The 13,918-nt window shown below is 33.6% G+C and carries 20 protein-coding genes and 1 pseudogene; 16 read left to right on the forward strand and 5 right to left on the reverse strand.

Annotated elements, in window-relative coordinates:
- The 4 genes from AC1Q8L_RS14440 to AC1Q8L_RS14455 all read left to right on the forward strand — a co-directional run.
- The coding region (locus tag AC1Q8L_RS14440; RefSeq protein ID WP_492339451.1) for a hypothetical protein at positions 1 to 865 on the forward strand (865 nt) is incomplete at its 5' end.
- Between the two features lie 641 nt (positions 866 to 1,506).
- Positions 1,507 to 2,658 (forward strand): AimR family lysis-lysogeny pheromone receptor, encoded by a 1,152-nt coding sequence (locus AC1Q8L_RS14445; RefSeq protein ID WP_000265308.1) that lies wholly within the window; start codon positions 1,507 to 1,509, stop codon positions 2,656 to 2,658.
- 37 nt (positions 2,659 to 2,695) lie between these two features.
- The gene (locus tag AC1Q8L_RS14450) at positions 2,696 to 2,842 is read left to right on the forward strand and encodes a hypothetical protein (RefSeq protein WP_000720922.1); all 147 of its coding nucleotides are present in this window, start codon (positions 2,696 to 2,698) and stop codon (positions 2,840 to 2,842) included.
- A 153-nt stretch (positions 2,843 to 2,995) separates the two neighbouring features.
- The gene (locus tag AC1Q8L_RS14455) at positions 2,996 to 3,124 is read left to right on the forward strand and encodes a hypothetical protein (protein WP_000836783.1); all 129 of its coding nucleotides are present in this window, start codon (positions 2,996 to 2,998) and stop codon (positions 3,122 to 3,124) included.
- Positions 3,125 to 3,161: 37 nt separating this feature from the next.
- Here AC1Q8L_RS14455 and AC1Q8L_RS14460 read toward each other — a convergent pair whose 3' ends face one another.
- Positions 3,162 to 3,515 (reverse strand): helix-turn-helix domain-containing protein, encoded by a 354-nt coding sequence (locus AC1Q8L_RS14460; RefSeq protein ID WP_000491237.1) that lies wholly within the window; start codon positions 3,513 to 3,515, stop codon positions 3,162 to 3,164.
- A gap of 200 nt (positions 3,516 to 3,715) precedes the next feature.
- Between AC1Q8L_RS14460 and AC1Q8L_RS14465 the strand changes: the two genes are divergently transcribed.
- The 11 genes from AC1Q8L_RS14465 (at position 3,716) to AC1Q8L_RS14515 (ending at position 7,769) form a co-directional block, all read left to right on the forward strand.
- A complete protein-coding gene (locus AC1Q8L_RS14465) occupies positions 3,716 to 3,907 on the forward strand; it encodes a helix-turn-helix domain-containing protein (protein WP_000854268.1) in 192 nt (63 codons plus the stop codon).
- 41 nt (positions 3,908 to 3,948) lie between these two features.
- Positions 3,949 to 4,215: a helix-turn-helix domain-containing protein gene (locus tag AC1Q8L_RS14470; protein WP_000522030.1), complete on the forward strand. Its 267-nt coding sequence runs from the start codon at positions 3,949 to 3,951 to the stop codon at positions 4,213 to 4,215.
- A complete protein-coding gene (locus AC1Q8L_RS14475) occupies positions 4,215 to 4,379 on the forward strand; it encodes a hypothetical protein (RefSeq protein WP_000390284.1) in 165 nt (54 codons plus the stop codon). The genes AC1Q8L_RS14470 and AC1Q8L_RS14475 overlap by 1 nt, the downstream gene beginning before the upstream one ends.
- A gap of 57 nt (positions 4,380 to 4,436) precedes the next feature.
- On the forward strand, positions 4,437 to 5,492 hold the full coding sequence (locus AC1Q8L_RS14480; RefSeq protein WP_098312017.1) for a DnaD domain-containing protein: 1,056 nt from the start codon (positions 4,437 to 4,439) through the stop codon (positions 5,490 to 5,492).
- Positions 5,493 to 5,495: 3 nt separating this feature from the next.
- The gene (locus tag AC1Q8L_RS14485; protein ID WP_000799089.1) at positions 5,496 to 5,774 is read left to right on the forward strand and encodes an AbrB/MazE/SpoVT family DNA-binding domain-containing protein; all 279 of its coding nucleotides are present in this window, start codon (positions 5,496 to 5,498) and stop codon (positions 5,772 to 5,774) included.
- The gene (locus AC1Q8L_RS14490; protein ID WP_016512772.1) at positions 5,767 to 6,126 is read left to right on the forward strand and encodes a hypothetical protein; all 360 of its coding nucleotides are present in this window, start codon (positions 5,767 to 5,769) and stop codon (positions 6,124 to 6,126) included. The genes AC1Q8L_RS14485 and AC1Q8L_RS14490 overlap by 8 nt, the downstream gene beginning before the upstream one ends.
- Positions 6,127 to 6,144: 18 nt before the next feature.
- Complete coding sequence (locus AC1Q8L_RS14495; protein WP_000717826.1) at positions 6,145 to 6,312, forward strand: DUF3954 domain-containing protein; 168 nt, start codon at positions 6,145 to 6,147, stop codon at positions 6,310 to 6,312.
- A 25-nt stretch (positions 6,313 to 6,337) separates the two neighbouring features.
- On the forward strand, positions 6,338 to 6,589 hold the full coding sequence (locus AC1Q8L_RS14500; RefSeq protein ID WP_072938520.1) for a helix-turn-helix domain containing protein: 252 nt from the start codon (positions 6,338 to 6,340) through the stop codon (positions 6,587 to 6,589).
- A gap of 19 nt (positions 6,590 to 6,608) precedes the next feature.
- Entirely contained in the window at positions 6,609 to 7,091 is a 483-nt protein-coding gene (locus tag AC1Q8L_RS14505; RefSeq protein WP_044307564.1) for a nucleoside triphosphate pyrophosphohydrolase family protein, read from the forward strand.
- A gap of 150 nt (positions 7,092 to 7,241) precedes the next feature.
- Positions 7,242 to 7,457, forward strand: coding sequence for a hypothetical protein (locus tag AC1Q8L_RS14510; RefSeq protein WP_000237379.1), 216 nt, complete (start codon positions 7,242 to 7,244; stop codon positions 7,455 to 7,457).
- Positions 7,458 to 7,502: 45 nt separating this feature from the next.
- Positions 7,503 to 7,769, forward strand: a complete 267-nt coding sequence (locus AC1Q8L_RS14515) for a hypothetical protein (protein WP_492339452.1) — start codon at positions 7,503 to 7,505, stop codon at positions 7,767 to 7,769.
- A 17-nt stretch (positions 7,770 to 7,786) separates the two neighbouring features.
- Here AC1Q8L_RS14515 and AC1Q8L_RS14520 read toward each other — a convergent pair.
- The 4 genes and pseudogenes from AC1Q8L_RS14520 to AC1Q8L_RS14535 all read right to left on the reverse strand — a co-directional run.
- Positions 7,787 to 7,843 (reverse strand): annotated as a pseudogene (locus AC1Q8L_RS14520) (exosporium leader peptide-containing protein); the annotation flags it as partial.
- A gap of 2,545 nt (positions 7,844 to 10,388) precedes the next feature.
- Positions 10,389 to 10,853, reverse strand: coding sequence for a hypothetical protein (locus AC1Q8L_RS14525; RefSeq protein ID WP_001064729.1), 465 nt, complete (start codon positions 10,851 to 10,853; stop codon positions 10,389 to 10,391).
- A 775-nt stretch (positions 10,854 to 11,628) separates the two neighbouring features.
- On the reverse strand, positions 11,629 to 12,357 hold the full coding sequence (locus tag AC1Q8L_RS14530) for a hypothetical protein (RefSeq protein WP_098831336.1): 729 nt from the start codon (positions 12,355 to 12,357) through the stop codon (positions 11,629 to 11,631).
- Positions 12,358 to 13,178: 821 nt separating this feature from the next.
- On the reverse strand, positions 13,179 to 13,478 hold the full coding sequence (locus AC1Q8L_RS14535) for a hypothetical protein (protein WP_044307562.1): 300 nt from the start codon (positions 13,476 to 13,478) through the stop codon (positions 13,179 to 13,181).
- A 217-nt stretch (positions 13,479 to 13,695) separates the two neighbouring features.
- Here AC1Q8L_RS14535 and AC1Q8L_RS14540 point away from each other — a divergent pair, with 217 nt between their 5' ends.
- Positions 13,696 to 13,893, forward strand: a complete 198-nt coding sequence (locus tag AC1Q8L_RS14540) for a hypothetical protein (protein WP_044307561.1) — start codon at positions 13,696 to 13,698, stop codon at positions 13,891 to 13,893.
- Positions 13,894 to 13,918 lie beyond the last annotated feature (25 nt).

Raw genomic sequence — 13,918 nt, forward strand, 5'->3', positions numbered from 1 at the left:
AACAGGTCCAACGGGGGTAACTGGAATAACAGGCCCAACAGGTCCAACGGGGGTAACTGGAATAACAGGCCCAACAGGCCCAACGGGGATAACTGGAATAACAGGCCCAACAGGTCCAACGGGAGTAACCGGAGTAACAGGTCCTTCAGGAGGCCCGGCAGGTCCAACAGGTCCAACAGGTCCTTCAGGAGGTCCAATAGGTCCAACTGGAATAACAGGCCCGACAGGCCCAACGGGAGCAACTGGAATAACAGGCCCGACAGGCCCAACGGGAGCAACTGGAATAACAGGTCCAACAGGCCCAACGGGAGCAACTGGAATAACAGGCCCAACAGGCCCAACAGGTCCAACAGGTCCAACAGGTCCAACGGGATTTGAATCTGCATTCAGAGCTTTCAAATCTACTGATCAGTCCGTTATTGCTAATACACTGTCTATAGTAACATTTGAAACTACACAATTCGATTTAAATGGTGAATATGATGGTGTATCAACATTTATACCGCAACAAGATGGAGTATATTTAATTATTACTACTATAATTTTTAGTCCTACTGATGATACCCTAAATTATGTGACGGAAGTATTTATAACAGTTAACAGTACTTTAATAGCAGGAGATGATAGCTTTTTTGGTGGAAATACTGGGCTTTTAAATGCGGTAACAGTTTCTACGATTGTACAATTGAATGCAGGGGATATGGTGCAAGTTCAAGCTGGTAGTACCATAGATGGCGCTATTGCATCTCCACTTCTTACAAATTTTCAAGCTGCGAGGTTTCCATCACCAGTTCCAAATACACTTTTCTTATTAAATAATTTATCTGCAGATTGGAGTAAAAGGCCATTCAGTAGAAAATCATAATTATGTTCATTTTTAAAATACCCTAAAGAAAATGATGAATTTAGATTGAGTTTGTCTATTAAGAATAAGAAAAGCCACTTAGATGAGTGGCTTTTCTTATTCTTAAATTATGGCATATACAGTTAAAACTAAATGATTACATAATTGGAAATAGTTAAACTTGTACTATTTTGGTTCAGGATAGTAATTTTAATATAAAATTTCAATAGGTATTTATTAACTTTACATCTCTAAAAGAATAATTGAACTTTTGCTATCACTATAGTTACATATAAACCGATTATCAAATGCAATATTTCATATTTTTAACTGTCAAAAAACTAGACTTATATTAGTATTTTTAACTTTCTCAAGTATTTTCAGAATATAAGAGAATAGATGTTTGGGTTATTTGTGATAGAATATTCTTAATAATATAATTTGACGGAACGAAAAAGACCCATAGCGTGTGTAATTGTGCTGGGAACACTTTTACACCGTTTGCCCTAATTGTAGTAGGGAAAACATTTGCCATGAGCCTTTCAGTTACGACTATGCGTAACATATATGGCTAGTATAACACAACTTTTAGATGTAATTCATCATTAAGGTGCGTTTTCATGATAGGGAAGTGTGTCTTGTTCCAATAAGGGGGACAAAACATGTGGAAAGCTCTAAATCAAATTGAAAAAGAGTTATGTGCAGCTGGAATAAGAAAAAATAAACTCGCAAATTATTGGGGAGTTAAGCCAAGTACTGTTACAAAAGTTTTTAAAGGTAACACAGACATGAGTTTTGGCTTTCTTTCTAAGACAGCCATCCTATTAAACAAAGGCATACAGGTTCAAGAAAATTTATTAACAGATTATATATATATAACGAAACCAAAATCAGAAAACTTACGTGAGGCAATGGAGGATTTAGCTTTAAGGGGAAAGTTTAATCTATTAATTAATATTATCAATAGTGAATCACAATCAAAGGTAGCAGAAAATAGAGAATTTGCTAATGTGTATAGAATTATATATAAACGATATATAGGTGAGATTGATGCTACACAGTACCATAAGGCATTAAGCCTGGAAAGTAAATCAATAAGAACAACAGAGATGGAAGTGTTAATTGAAATTTTATTATGCCAAGCGCAATATCAATCGGGTAATTTTACTTCTTTAAATGAGCGATTAAAATCTCTTGAAATAAAAATAAATAAAGTAAGTAATAGGTACATTCGAGAATGTTATAAATTACGATATAAAGAAGCCATTGCCGTTACTTCGTTGCAGGGTGGTGAAGTCAGTGAAGCAAGACATTTTAGCATGGAACTATTAGATGATCTTGAATGGGATAACTTTTTTTCTTTTCCAAAAGTAAATGCATATTTAAAGTTAGGTGAATCTTATATTTTTTCAGCGAATGAATATGAGAAGGCAAAATATTATTTGGAAAAGACTCTTGAAGTGATAGGGGATAGTAAGATTAATGGAATTGAGAGAAAAAGAAAAATGGTGCAACATACATTATCATTTCTAAAGATTCATCATGATAAAGGAATTAGTAGCTTAGATGTTGTCCATCCAGGTGAATTAGCATATTTAAGGATTAAACAAGGTAAGAAGATTGAAGCGAGAAAACTATTAAATCAATTAAATGAGAAGAATGGAAGATTAACAGACATACAGACTGCATATTTAGGTTTAACATATGAAGGTACAAAAAAAGAAGAGTTAATGAAACGTTCTCTTTTGATGTGTCAAAAATCAGGGAATATATTTTATTCAAATTTACCAAAAATACACTTGGGTTTAATTTGAATAATTGGTATAATTGTCTTCGGAAAGAGGTGACATAATGAAAAAAATAATTACAATCATTCCTGCGCTATTAATAGCTGCTACATTATTCATTAACACTGATTCTATAAAAGAAAAGCCTAGTACAAATAATTCAAAACCTACAATTCAACACATGATGGTTGACCCTGGTGGCGGCTGGTAAAATACATAATAAAGGTATATATATTACAAATGACATCGTCTTAATTGACGATGTCATTTGTAATTTTAGGAGAAATTTCTTTTTTTACTGAAAGAAGAAAAAAGAAATTATTGTAAAAAAAATCCAAAAATAAAAAGAGGGAGATCGAAGAAGATGAAAAGTAAAGAAGGGGAAGTTAATCTAATTAAACAAGCTTTATTACTTTTGCAAGAAGAAGATAATCCAAAAGAGAAATTATTTTCTATTTGTTTGAGTGAATCAAAAAAAGAAAAAGTCATGTAAAAAAGACTATCTAACTTTCTTGGATAGTCTTTTTATACTACATATTTCCTTTAGATTTCTCGTAGTTCACAAACATCTCTAATTGCTCTAATGCTTTTTTTCGTTGTTCTTCAGGTAAGTCATTAATGATTTGAAGAATTTCGTGTGCTTCTTTTGTTAACTGTAAGTCTTCGCCCGCTGTTAAATCTGGTGAATCAGATAAACCTAACAAATAATCTGTTGTTACTTTTAAATAATTTGCTATCTTCTGAAGTGTACGTGTACCGGGTGCTTTTTTTCCCTCGACATAATTATAAACAGAAACATGACTAACACCAATTTCGTCAGCTAACTGTTGTTGGGTGATGCTCTTCTTTTCAATTAATGATTTCAATCTCTCATGACTAAACATAATAAAAAACACCCCAAGTTTATTTTATATGAAATTATTTTTTCTTAATTACTATTATGGTGTCACACTGTCATTATATATTAACTATCAGTTAAGTGAAAAGGTAATTTTTTTGAAAAAAGTTTTGGGAAACACTTGAACTTAACTTTAGGTTAAGTTATTATGTAATTAACAACAAAAACGGAAGAGAGGAGTTGTTTATGAAAACTCTAAAGCAGCTACGTGTAGAACAGGGATATACATGTAAGGAAGTAGCTGAAGCCGTTGGTATTACTGAAGTTTATTATTGGTATATAGAAAACGGGAAGCGTCGACCTTATTATGATTTAATTGTGAAAATTGCTGAGTTTTTTAAAGTGAAGTTAGATGCAATTAAAATTTTTTGTCCATAACTTAACTTTTGGTTAAGTGAATTAGAAAGGAGCAAAACAAAATGGGATTAGATCAAATCATTAAAGAGTCAATCCGCGAAGTTGTTCGCGAAGAAATTCAAGCAGCTTTAGCTTCATTCCAACAACAATCACAACCAAACAAGGTAATGAGGGTGAAAGAAGCAGCTGCTTACCTCAATATAGCAGTTTGTAGAATGTATGAATTAGCAAATCACCCACATTTTCCAGTGATCAGGGAAGGACGTAAATTACTTTTCTTGCAAAAGGATTTAGAAGCTTGGCTTGAAGCACAAAAGGAGGTGATTTAGTGGAAGATACAACCTCATTAGCTATATTAGCGATATTAATTGCATGTGGTTCATGTTTGTTTTACATAACTTATGAACCAATAAAACAATGGGCTTGGAGTGATGTGAAGCAAAGTAAAAAGACCCATTGCAGTGGGTCCTTTTCAAAAAATAAGTTGTTATAAGTATAACACGGAAAATAGGAAGATAGCACATTGGTTTTATGAAAAGGAGTGAAAACTATGAACACCAAGGTATTACAAATAGGGCAAATAAATTTTCGTGGCAATGTTATAGATCATGGATGGTTTAAAACACTTACATTAGATAATGGTAAACCTAATATTGTTGCAATTACTATCTTAGGAGAAATTGTTTATTGGTATAAACCTACTGAAGTAAGAAGTGAAGAATCTAGTCAAGTTCAATATAAGCAAAAGTTTAAGGCAGACACGCTTCAAAAGAGCTATCAACAATTAGCCGATTCATTTGGATTTACAAAAAGACAAGTAAAAGAAGCGTGTGACTTTCTGAAAGAACGTGGACTTATAAAAATTGAGTTTAGGACGATTCTTGTTAACGGAACTAGGTGTAATAACGTTATGTATGTTGAACCTGTACCTGAAATGGTTCAGAAAATATCCATTATGTATTGGGGAAATGGTAACCCTCCTACACTGAAAAGTAATAGCCCTGTTACTTTAGAAAGCAAGAGGGTCTTACATTCTAGAGCAATACCCTTCTACGATAAAACGGAAGAGTCTCTTACACTAGAACGTAAGACAAATACAGAGATTACTACAAATATTACTACAAATATAAATGATGATGATGCTACCTCAACTCAGAAATTAATTGATCAAGAATTTAAAATTAGTTACAACTTTTTACTTGAAAAGGGAATTCCTTTAAGTGAAATTGCAATTCAAGAATTAGGTGAGTTTTGCGATAGATTCGGTAATGAATTAGTTATTCACGCTGTTAATAAAGCAATTGATGAAAATGTACCAAAGTGGAGATATATCCGCAGTATTTTAAGTAGTTGGGAAAAGGAAAAAGTAAAAACATTAAATGAGGTTGCTGCTTTAGATACTCGATTTGAAATGAGTAAGAAAAACAATAAACGTACTGGTAAAGATTATTCCAAACGAACGGAAGTTGTACCGGATTGGTTACGCAAACAAGAAGAACAAGAGCCAATACAGCAGCCACAGCAAACTCAAAGCGATGATTTTGAAAATAATAAGAAACGTTTGGATGAGATTCTAAATAAATATAAAAATATTAAAGGGGAGTAAGATATGAAAAACACGGGTGTTGCAAGAAAAGTGGACGAGCTAGGTCGTGTAGTAATTCCAGTAGAGTTACGCAGAACTTTAGGTATTACCGAAGGAACGGCACTAGATTTTCATGTCGGTGGTGAAAACATCGTTTTAAGAAGACATGAAAAGTCATGCTTTGTAACGGGTGAAGTTTCTGAAAACAACATAGAGTTGCTAGGTGGCCGAATGTTTTTAAGCAAGGAAGGGGTAATTGAATTACTGGATCTTATTCAGAAGAGTGGGATGGCACATGCCTAAGCAACTAAACATTTTCGATGTAGAGCCAACAATTTGTGAGTTCGATGTAATGAAGGCAAATGTGAAGAGAGGAACTGGACGCACTAAATACGCTGATGTACGCGTCCGAGTTCCAACGAATGCAAAATGTACGGATGAATTACCATGCACAACTAAACAAGATGATCGTTATGACATCTTTGAACAATATGTAATGGCTATTTGGAGATTTCAAAGAGCTGTAGATAAGTTTTTCAATTGGGATACAGCTGAAGAATTGTGTAAGGCAGCAAGGGATAAAAAAGAAATAATTCCGGTAAGGGTTTATTTAGGAAGTGGATTTAAACCTGATGTTGTCGAGTACATGCGGTAGTAAAAGGGAGATGGACATATGAAAAAAATAGAAATTGATGTTAGTAGCAACAAACTTTTAATAGTGAAGGACGGAAATGTAACAGCAGTAAATCCGCCAATGAGTGGATTCGGTGAGCAAGTGGCGGTTTGGGTAAACGGTAAAGTTGATCGTGTAGATACTAAGTTTACTGAAAAGATAAAATGATTAATTTTAGAAAGTAGGTTCGCTTATGAGTGTAGCAAGAAATCATAAAGCGATGAAGGAATCACGGTTAAAAATATACATCGTTTTAGAAGAAGCTAACTTTATTTGGGATGAAAGAGATGTAGTACGTTTTCGTGAAATGTGGAGTCAAGGTATGAGTTTGCCGAAGATGGCAAAAGCGTTAAGGAGACACCAAGCGGAAGTTGCACTTCTTGTAATAGATCAAGCTGATAAGTATTTAATTGAAAATCGTCCAATAGGATTAGGGATTTGCTAAATAGGAAGGGGAAATCAAAATGAACATTATGGAAAATGGTGTATTAGAAGCAACTAAATTAATGAGTGAAGCAAAAAATGAGGAACAAGTTATAAATGAAGCTACAGTTTTACAGATTGCAAGTATCTTATCGATTGATGAATTAAATGATTATCAGGAAGCAACTTTACGAACTTGGAATAGCAAAACTGATTTTGGAGGACGAGTTTCAAATGCAGCTTTAGGACTTACAGGCGAAGCTGGTGAAGTTGCCGATATTGTAAAAAAAGCAATTTATCATGGACATGGTTTCCAACCATCGCATTGTCCAGGAGAAGAGGATGGAAACACTTATAAATTAGCCTTAGAGCTTGGAGATATTCTGTATTACTTAACAATTATGGCACACGAACTGGGATATACGTTACAAGATATTGCTGAAATGAATATTGCAAAATTAGCTAAAAGATATCCTGATGGTTTTAGTCGAGAAGCAAGTCAAACACGTGTAGATGTAAAGTAAGACCAAATTTGAATTTTATTAAGAAAGTTTAAATTAAAGATTTCATTTGAAAGGAATATCCCAGTAATAAAATAGAGCACTGATTTACAGTGCCTATCTTATCAGAGATTGCTTATTCCATAAAAATAAAGCTATTACGGACAATTCACAATGGTAATAGTGACGTTAGCCATTGTTCCAGGAGAATCAAGGGGTGAAGCAGTAACGATTACTGTTCCAGGTCCATTTGCGGCTAAAAATACAGCAGTAAAGTTACCAGAAGCATTGGTGATGGTAGCAAGAGGAACCATGAAAGCTAGAGAAGGATTACTAAATGAAAAGCTGACTACTACCCCTGCAGCAGGGATACCATTTACTAATACTTGACCTGAAAAAAATAAAGTATTATTTCCTTGGGTGGATACACATGCTGTGTTGGCGTTAGAAGTTAAGGAAATAGATGCAAGTCCAGCAGGAAGATTAAATCCAGTTGGTCCAGTTGGTCCAGTAGCCCCAGTTGATCCAGTTGGTCCAGTTGGTCCAGTAGCCCCAGTTGATCCAGTTGGTCCGGTTGGTCCAGTAGCCCCAGTTGGTCCGGTTGGTCCGGTTGGTCCAGTAGCCCCAGTTGGTCCGGTTGACCCAGTAGCTCCAGTAGCCCCAGTAGCTCCTGTTGACCCAGTGGGGCCAGTTGGGGATTGAAAAGGTAGAACAGGTGGAAGTGTGGGGCCAATTGCATCTGGATTTAGTGCAGCAGAAGATAAAAACTCATCCATTATATATCACCTCTGAATATTCGTATTACTAATAGTAAATGCGAGAGTTAAGTAGAGTGAAACGGACAAGCAATTGTATTTATGAAATTTAACAAAATAGTTATTTGGTAACAAAAACATCTCTTTATTGAATAACATGTCATCTTATTCAATAAAGAGATGTTTTATCTTTTTATTATCATCATAGTCACCTGAAACATGTGCGCCTATAAATGGAGTGCCATACACTTTGTCTTTAGAAATTACAAAGTTAAATTTGGAATGGTTATCAATCGAACAACTTATAAGATAATTATCATCAATTTCGTAAATATCTAGAAGGGTAGCTGCAAAGAACATTTTAATCATACCTTTCCTGATTCTGAATATAGAAATACTTTATTCTTTATGTAAGATAAACGCTTGTGCTAATAATGCAGTTTTATACAAAATTCTTATTTTATAACGAATAAAGGAAAGAAGCTTTTTTAATAAAAAGTTTCTTCCCTCAAAGTGTGCAAGAAATTCAAGGTAACTGGACCAGAGCACCTTTTAGATTTTTTATGATATTAATGTATTCAAAGAAATCTAAAAGGTGAAATTCTCATGAGTTAATTTTTTATATTGTATTCTTTACTTAGGATTATGGAGCCGGTCCCTAAAAAATAAAGAGTGCCTTGTAGAGCGCTCCTTATACCTAATTATAAATGTTTATGTTCAATCTTAGATTTTTTGCTGGGAGGAATAAAATGTTCTTGAACAAAGTTTAGATAAATAATACCACTAATCATTGCAATATAAAACACAGCACAAAAGAAGATTAAAATGTATTTAAAGGTCTTGTTCATATTGGTACCGTCCTAAAAAAGGCTTATTTTAATTTAATATTGTATGTAAAAAAAGGTGCATTTATACAAGGGGCAGGTAGCTAGCACAAGTAAAGCAAAATCCTTATTTAACAACAAATAAAAAGAGTGCATTTTTATATGCACCCTTAGTAAGGTAGGTGAATGTTTCATGAGATATAGAAAATCTAAAAAATCGTAATCAGATTTTCACGAGTAAATTTTTAATATTGTATGCCTTACATGGAATTATGGAGCCTGTCATTAAATAATAAAGAGTGCCTTGAGAGAAAGGCGCTCTGACTAATGTTGAAAAAGAATACCCATTATTGTATGTATGTTTTTGATTTAGGTGCGAGATTAAATAAAATCTTTATTTGAAATAAAAAAGGCCCTAGAGGACTAGGGCCAAGATTGAAGTATCATCTTTAAAGTGAAAGTAAAAAGAATGATATGAGGTTATTTTAACACGAATCTTAAAATTAAGAAATAACGATATTAATAACATCATTATTTTATAACCTAAAATAAAAGAACCCGTTTGTTATAAACGGATTCTTCACACAAGGTCTGCAAGAAACTCAAGGTAACTGGACCAGAGCACCATATATAATTTCTTGTGATATTAATGTATTCAAGGAAGTCTAAAACGTTAATAGTAATTAAGCAAAATTCTTATTGTATGAGAAAAAAATAAAAGAACCCATTTTTTATAAATGGATTCTTCCCTTAAGGTGTGCAAGAAATTCAAGGTAACTTGACCACAGTAACCTGTGGAATTCCTTGTGATAATACTGTATGCAAAGGAACCAATAAGGTTAATGAATTTCGAACAAAACCCTTATTTAACAACAAATAAAAAGAGCGCTAATCAAGAGCACTCTTTATACCTCACTATAACTAAAGTGACGAACTCACATTATACAGAAAGGTAGTATTAAAGTATGTAAAAGTATGAAATTGGTGAATGGGTTCAAACAAAATCTTTATTTAAATAAAAAGAGCCCATGCATCAGTGTTCTTTAAGATAGGAGGTAACTCTCTGAGCAGAACGTCTAGGTTAGAAATATATAATGTGAAAAAGAAATAAGAACAAAGTTTTTATTATTAACTCAATATAAAAGAGCAATTAGCTTTTGCTAATTGCTCGGCCCAAGGTAATAGACATATAGTGGGTATTAGTAAAATCGGAAATTGGCTATTCAAGAGCCTGTTTACAGTATAACCAAGATTTTTAAAAGTATTCCCTCTTTAAAGTTAAGACCTTATTCAAACAGTGTTCTATAAAGAGGGAGTGGAGTAATGAAAAAGAATACTTTTCTTATAATACAAGATGATTTTTTATTCTCAATAACATATGAGCATTAAGGCAAAAATGTGTAATTAAAAGAGCAGCTAGCAAAAGCTAACTGCTCTCCGAAAAAACGTTAAGAAGGAAGTTCAGAACCCAAGTGTATTTATAGTATGAATGGAATATTGAATTTTATTCAGATAAGAAAATAAAAGCTAGGATTTCTACTAGCCCAAAGAGTGTTCAAAAAGGTATTCACACATGGTCGAGCATCTTTAATTATAAGATGATTAAACATTTATGTATAGAAGTCAGTGAAGATTACCGCCGCGAAGTGGGAAGAAAGTTGGATTTATATAAATCGTTATTTGATTAAAAGAAAAAAGAACACATGTTGATATGTGCTCTAAGATAATCATTTTGATATCTATTAAAGTGTCTCTTTTGTATCAGGTGTATCAAATTTATCATTTAATTTAAAGGTTGTTTCTAAAAGAATTGTAGATGAAATCGCAAAGATTAATACAGCATGTGGTGATAATTGCACTGCTGTGAAATTAAGTTTTGCTAGCCAAAAATATCCGACATACATTGTCAGGAAGGTACTAACAATTGAAATTGTAAATCCTAAGAAACCTAATTCTTTTAGCTTTTCTTCAGATAATTTAAATACGCGTAATACGAAAGAGAAGATGATCCCAACTATGAAAAGTCCAATACATAAGGTCAATAGTGACATTATACTTGGGTATACAACGTCATCAGGCAACCATTGTTTTATTCCGACAATTATGGCTGTAGGGAGCGCGATAGGTATTAATAGTGGTGATACTATTAGAAAAATAGCTAATAGTCTACCGATGTTATTTGTTTCATTGTTGTTTTGATTGTTCATAAAGCCTCCAAAAATAATTGTAAAATAAATATCCTAGTGGATTTTAGCACAAAAGTATTAGTAAAGCTATAGTTAAAAAATTGAATTCAAACAAAAACGCTATTTGGAATGTAAATATAAGAGCACTTAGAAAAGTGCCCTTCTGTAACGACTATCCACTCTAAAAAGAAATGATGCAATATATCATATGAAATTATGTTGATTTAGTTGTGTGTATTTTGTATAAAAATTTCATTTTGTAGAAAAATGCCAAAGTAAAACGAGCACTTGTTCCAGAGTGCTCGCTTAAAAAACATTCCATGTATTGGGGTTATGTTTGTAAGTCATGAACCAGTAAATGACTGAAAAATAAGGTTCAAGATAGTTTATTCATTTTAGAGTAAATGGGTACCTGTACGGAAAAAAGAGCAGCTAGCAAAAGCTAACTGCTCAGCCCTCAGAGAAAGGGAAAAGAACATTACAAAGGTCACTGTGAATTTAAGCTGTATCAGCTCATTTATAGTATTGGACATAATTTAGAATTTTATTCGGAAAACCTCAAAAAAGCAGTTAGCCCAGTCTAACTGTTCAATAGTTTCATATTTTACGCAAGGATGAGATAGTGAATCTATAGCTTATATAAAGGTGAATATCATTCGTATGTTGATCAAAAAGGGATACGTTCAATATATAGGTGCATATGGTGATTTCTAATATGAAAAGAGAGCCAGGGGGGCCCTCTTTAATAGTTATTGGATTCGCTAGAAAAACGAAAAGCTTTAGATATATTAATGTATTAAAAATTTTGTGAACATGAAGTGCAAGGTCCACCAGTAGGTTGGAATACAACATTATCAACAAAAGCTGTTGCGCCTTCTCCACCCGTAGCTAAGTTTTGGAAACTAATACATGCTGTAGTTACATCAGCAGGTATACACACAACAAGGGTATAATGTTGGAAGCCAGCTTGTTGTTGATTTGCAACAGGTACAATGTGCGGAATGTTTAATGGTCCAAGTGTTGTAGGGTTAGGAGGACATCCTTGACCAAGTTCTGGAAACGATACAGAAGCAACAAGGAGTGCTCCATCTCTTATATCCCCAGCAAAAGAAAGGGTAAAGCAACAACCTTCGCCTACATCAACAGATTGGGTCATAATTCCTCCAGGTCCAATAGAAACAGCTAAAGCACTCAAGGATCCATTTGGAAGAAAACGACCGCTGTGCGCATTTGGAAATCCTACTTCTGAAACATTTCCCGTTACAATCCATCCTGGAACTGGAGTACCTGGTGTTGCAGGTTCATCAAATCCAGGGTTATCAAGAACATTCGTACATGGGCAACATGCCGTAGCAGCTGGTCCCGTAGGTCCTGTAACTCCTGTAGCCCCGGTTGGTCCAGTCGGCCCAGTTGGTCCAGTCGGCCCAGTTGGTCCAGTCGGTCCGGTTGGTCCAACTTGAGGTGGGGGTACAGGGGGGAGGAAACACTCACATGGAATATGAAATTTCTTTTTAAATTCACTCATTTTTACACCATCCTTATCATTCACCCACTTACACACTACAACTTATGAATTGGTTAACAAACAAATATAAGAAAAAGGCCCTTGAAAATTAAAATAAATAAAAAAATAAGCCCTTATGTCACAAATATAAACCCATTCCATAATATATAAGGAACATGGGTTCACTTCAAAAAGCTTTTAATATATAAGGGAGTCCACTTCCTAAATCAATATCGTTGAACCTGTTGCTCCTGTTGCTTCTGTTGGTAAAGTGAATGACGAAGAATAGATAGGAGAGTTGAATCGATTAAACTTGATTCAACAGCAACTCCATGTAAAACAATATTTTCTTCATTCATACCTTTACCTTCTATGATTGCTCGCCATAGGAGGTAAAGGTTGCAAAAAGCAAATCATGAAGTTGGAATGTAATTATATGGAAGTGTAAAGATTGTTAAGGGGAATTAAAGAATGTATCGAAGTGAATGGAAAATGCAAGAAGAATTATACGATCATAGTAGTTAGATAATATACGATGGTGAATGGGTTGAAGTGGACAAGCAGTTTTATTTTATAAATTAAATAAAAATTTTATTTTGTGGAAATAAAAAACCCTAGTTTCCTAGGGTAATGGTATAACAGCCAAATATATTTTATTCTTTTATATCGTAACTTAATATTACGTTAAAAACATCAGGTAAGTGTAACCAATTGCAGAAAATAAAAGAGCAGCTAGCAAAAGCTAACTGCTCGGTTCTCCAAGGGGGAACAAGGAGAAAGTAACTTAATGGGTTGTCTACAGTATTGACGGAATATTGAGTTTTATTCACAAAGAATGACGTTTAACTTAATGCATAGCCAACGATCAAAGTTAGTGTTAAAAACACTGATAATAAAAGTGTTAGTAGAACTGTCACTATGCTTCTAAGCATCGCTATCCAATTACCTGCTTTAGAGAATCCTTTAATACCAGCAAAAAAAGTTCCTATTGAAAAAATGAGTACAAAAAATAAAGGGTGAAAATAAAAGATATTTATAAACGATGCATTCATTTCAGGTGTGCATACTTCAAGATATAAAAGAAAAAAAGCAATGCAAACGAATGAAAAAATAAAGGACCATAGATTAATATTATGCTTCATAGGTTGCTCCTTTGTTATCGGAATATTTCTATTAAATTTTAATGGAAAATATAAGAAAAAGATAGTGTTTATAAATTAGAATGAATTTTTGAACAAAATAATCCTTTTGTTTATAGAAAAACAAGCTACCACGTTTCATTGATTGGGAATCTTTTCTAAGGTATGCTTAAGGGGATGGGAATAAAAAGAATATTTTCGGGAGGAAAGGGATTAATTTATGTTAGGAAATTGGTTTGATAAATTAAAAGAACCTAAATGTATACATAGATATAAACTTATTAAAAATCATGACAATGAAGATTTTAAAACTGGTAAGATGGGGATAGTTAGTTATTATAAATGTGAAAAGTGTGGGAAAGAGAAGGAAATCAGCAAATATACTAATGATGTTAATAGTGACTATTGGGATATTTAAAAATAACAATCGAATATAGTCCGGC

Source organism: Bacillus sp. GW823-FHT06A11 (genome assembly GCF_058795355.1).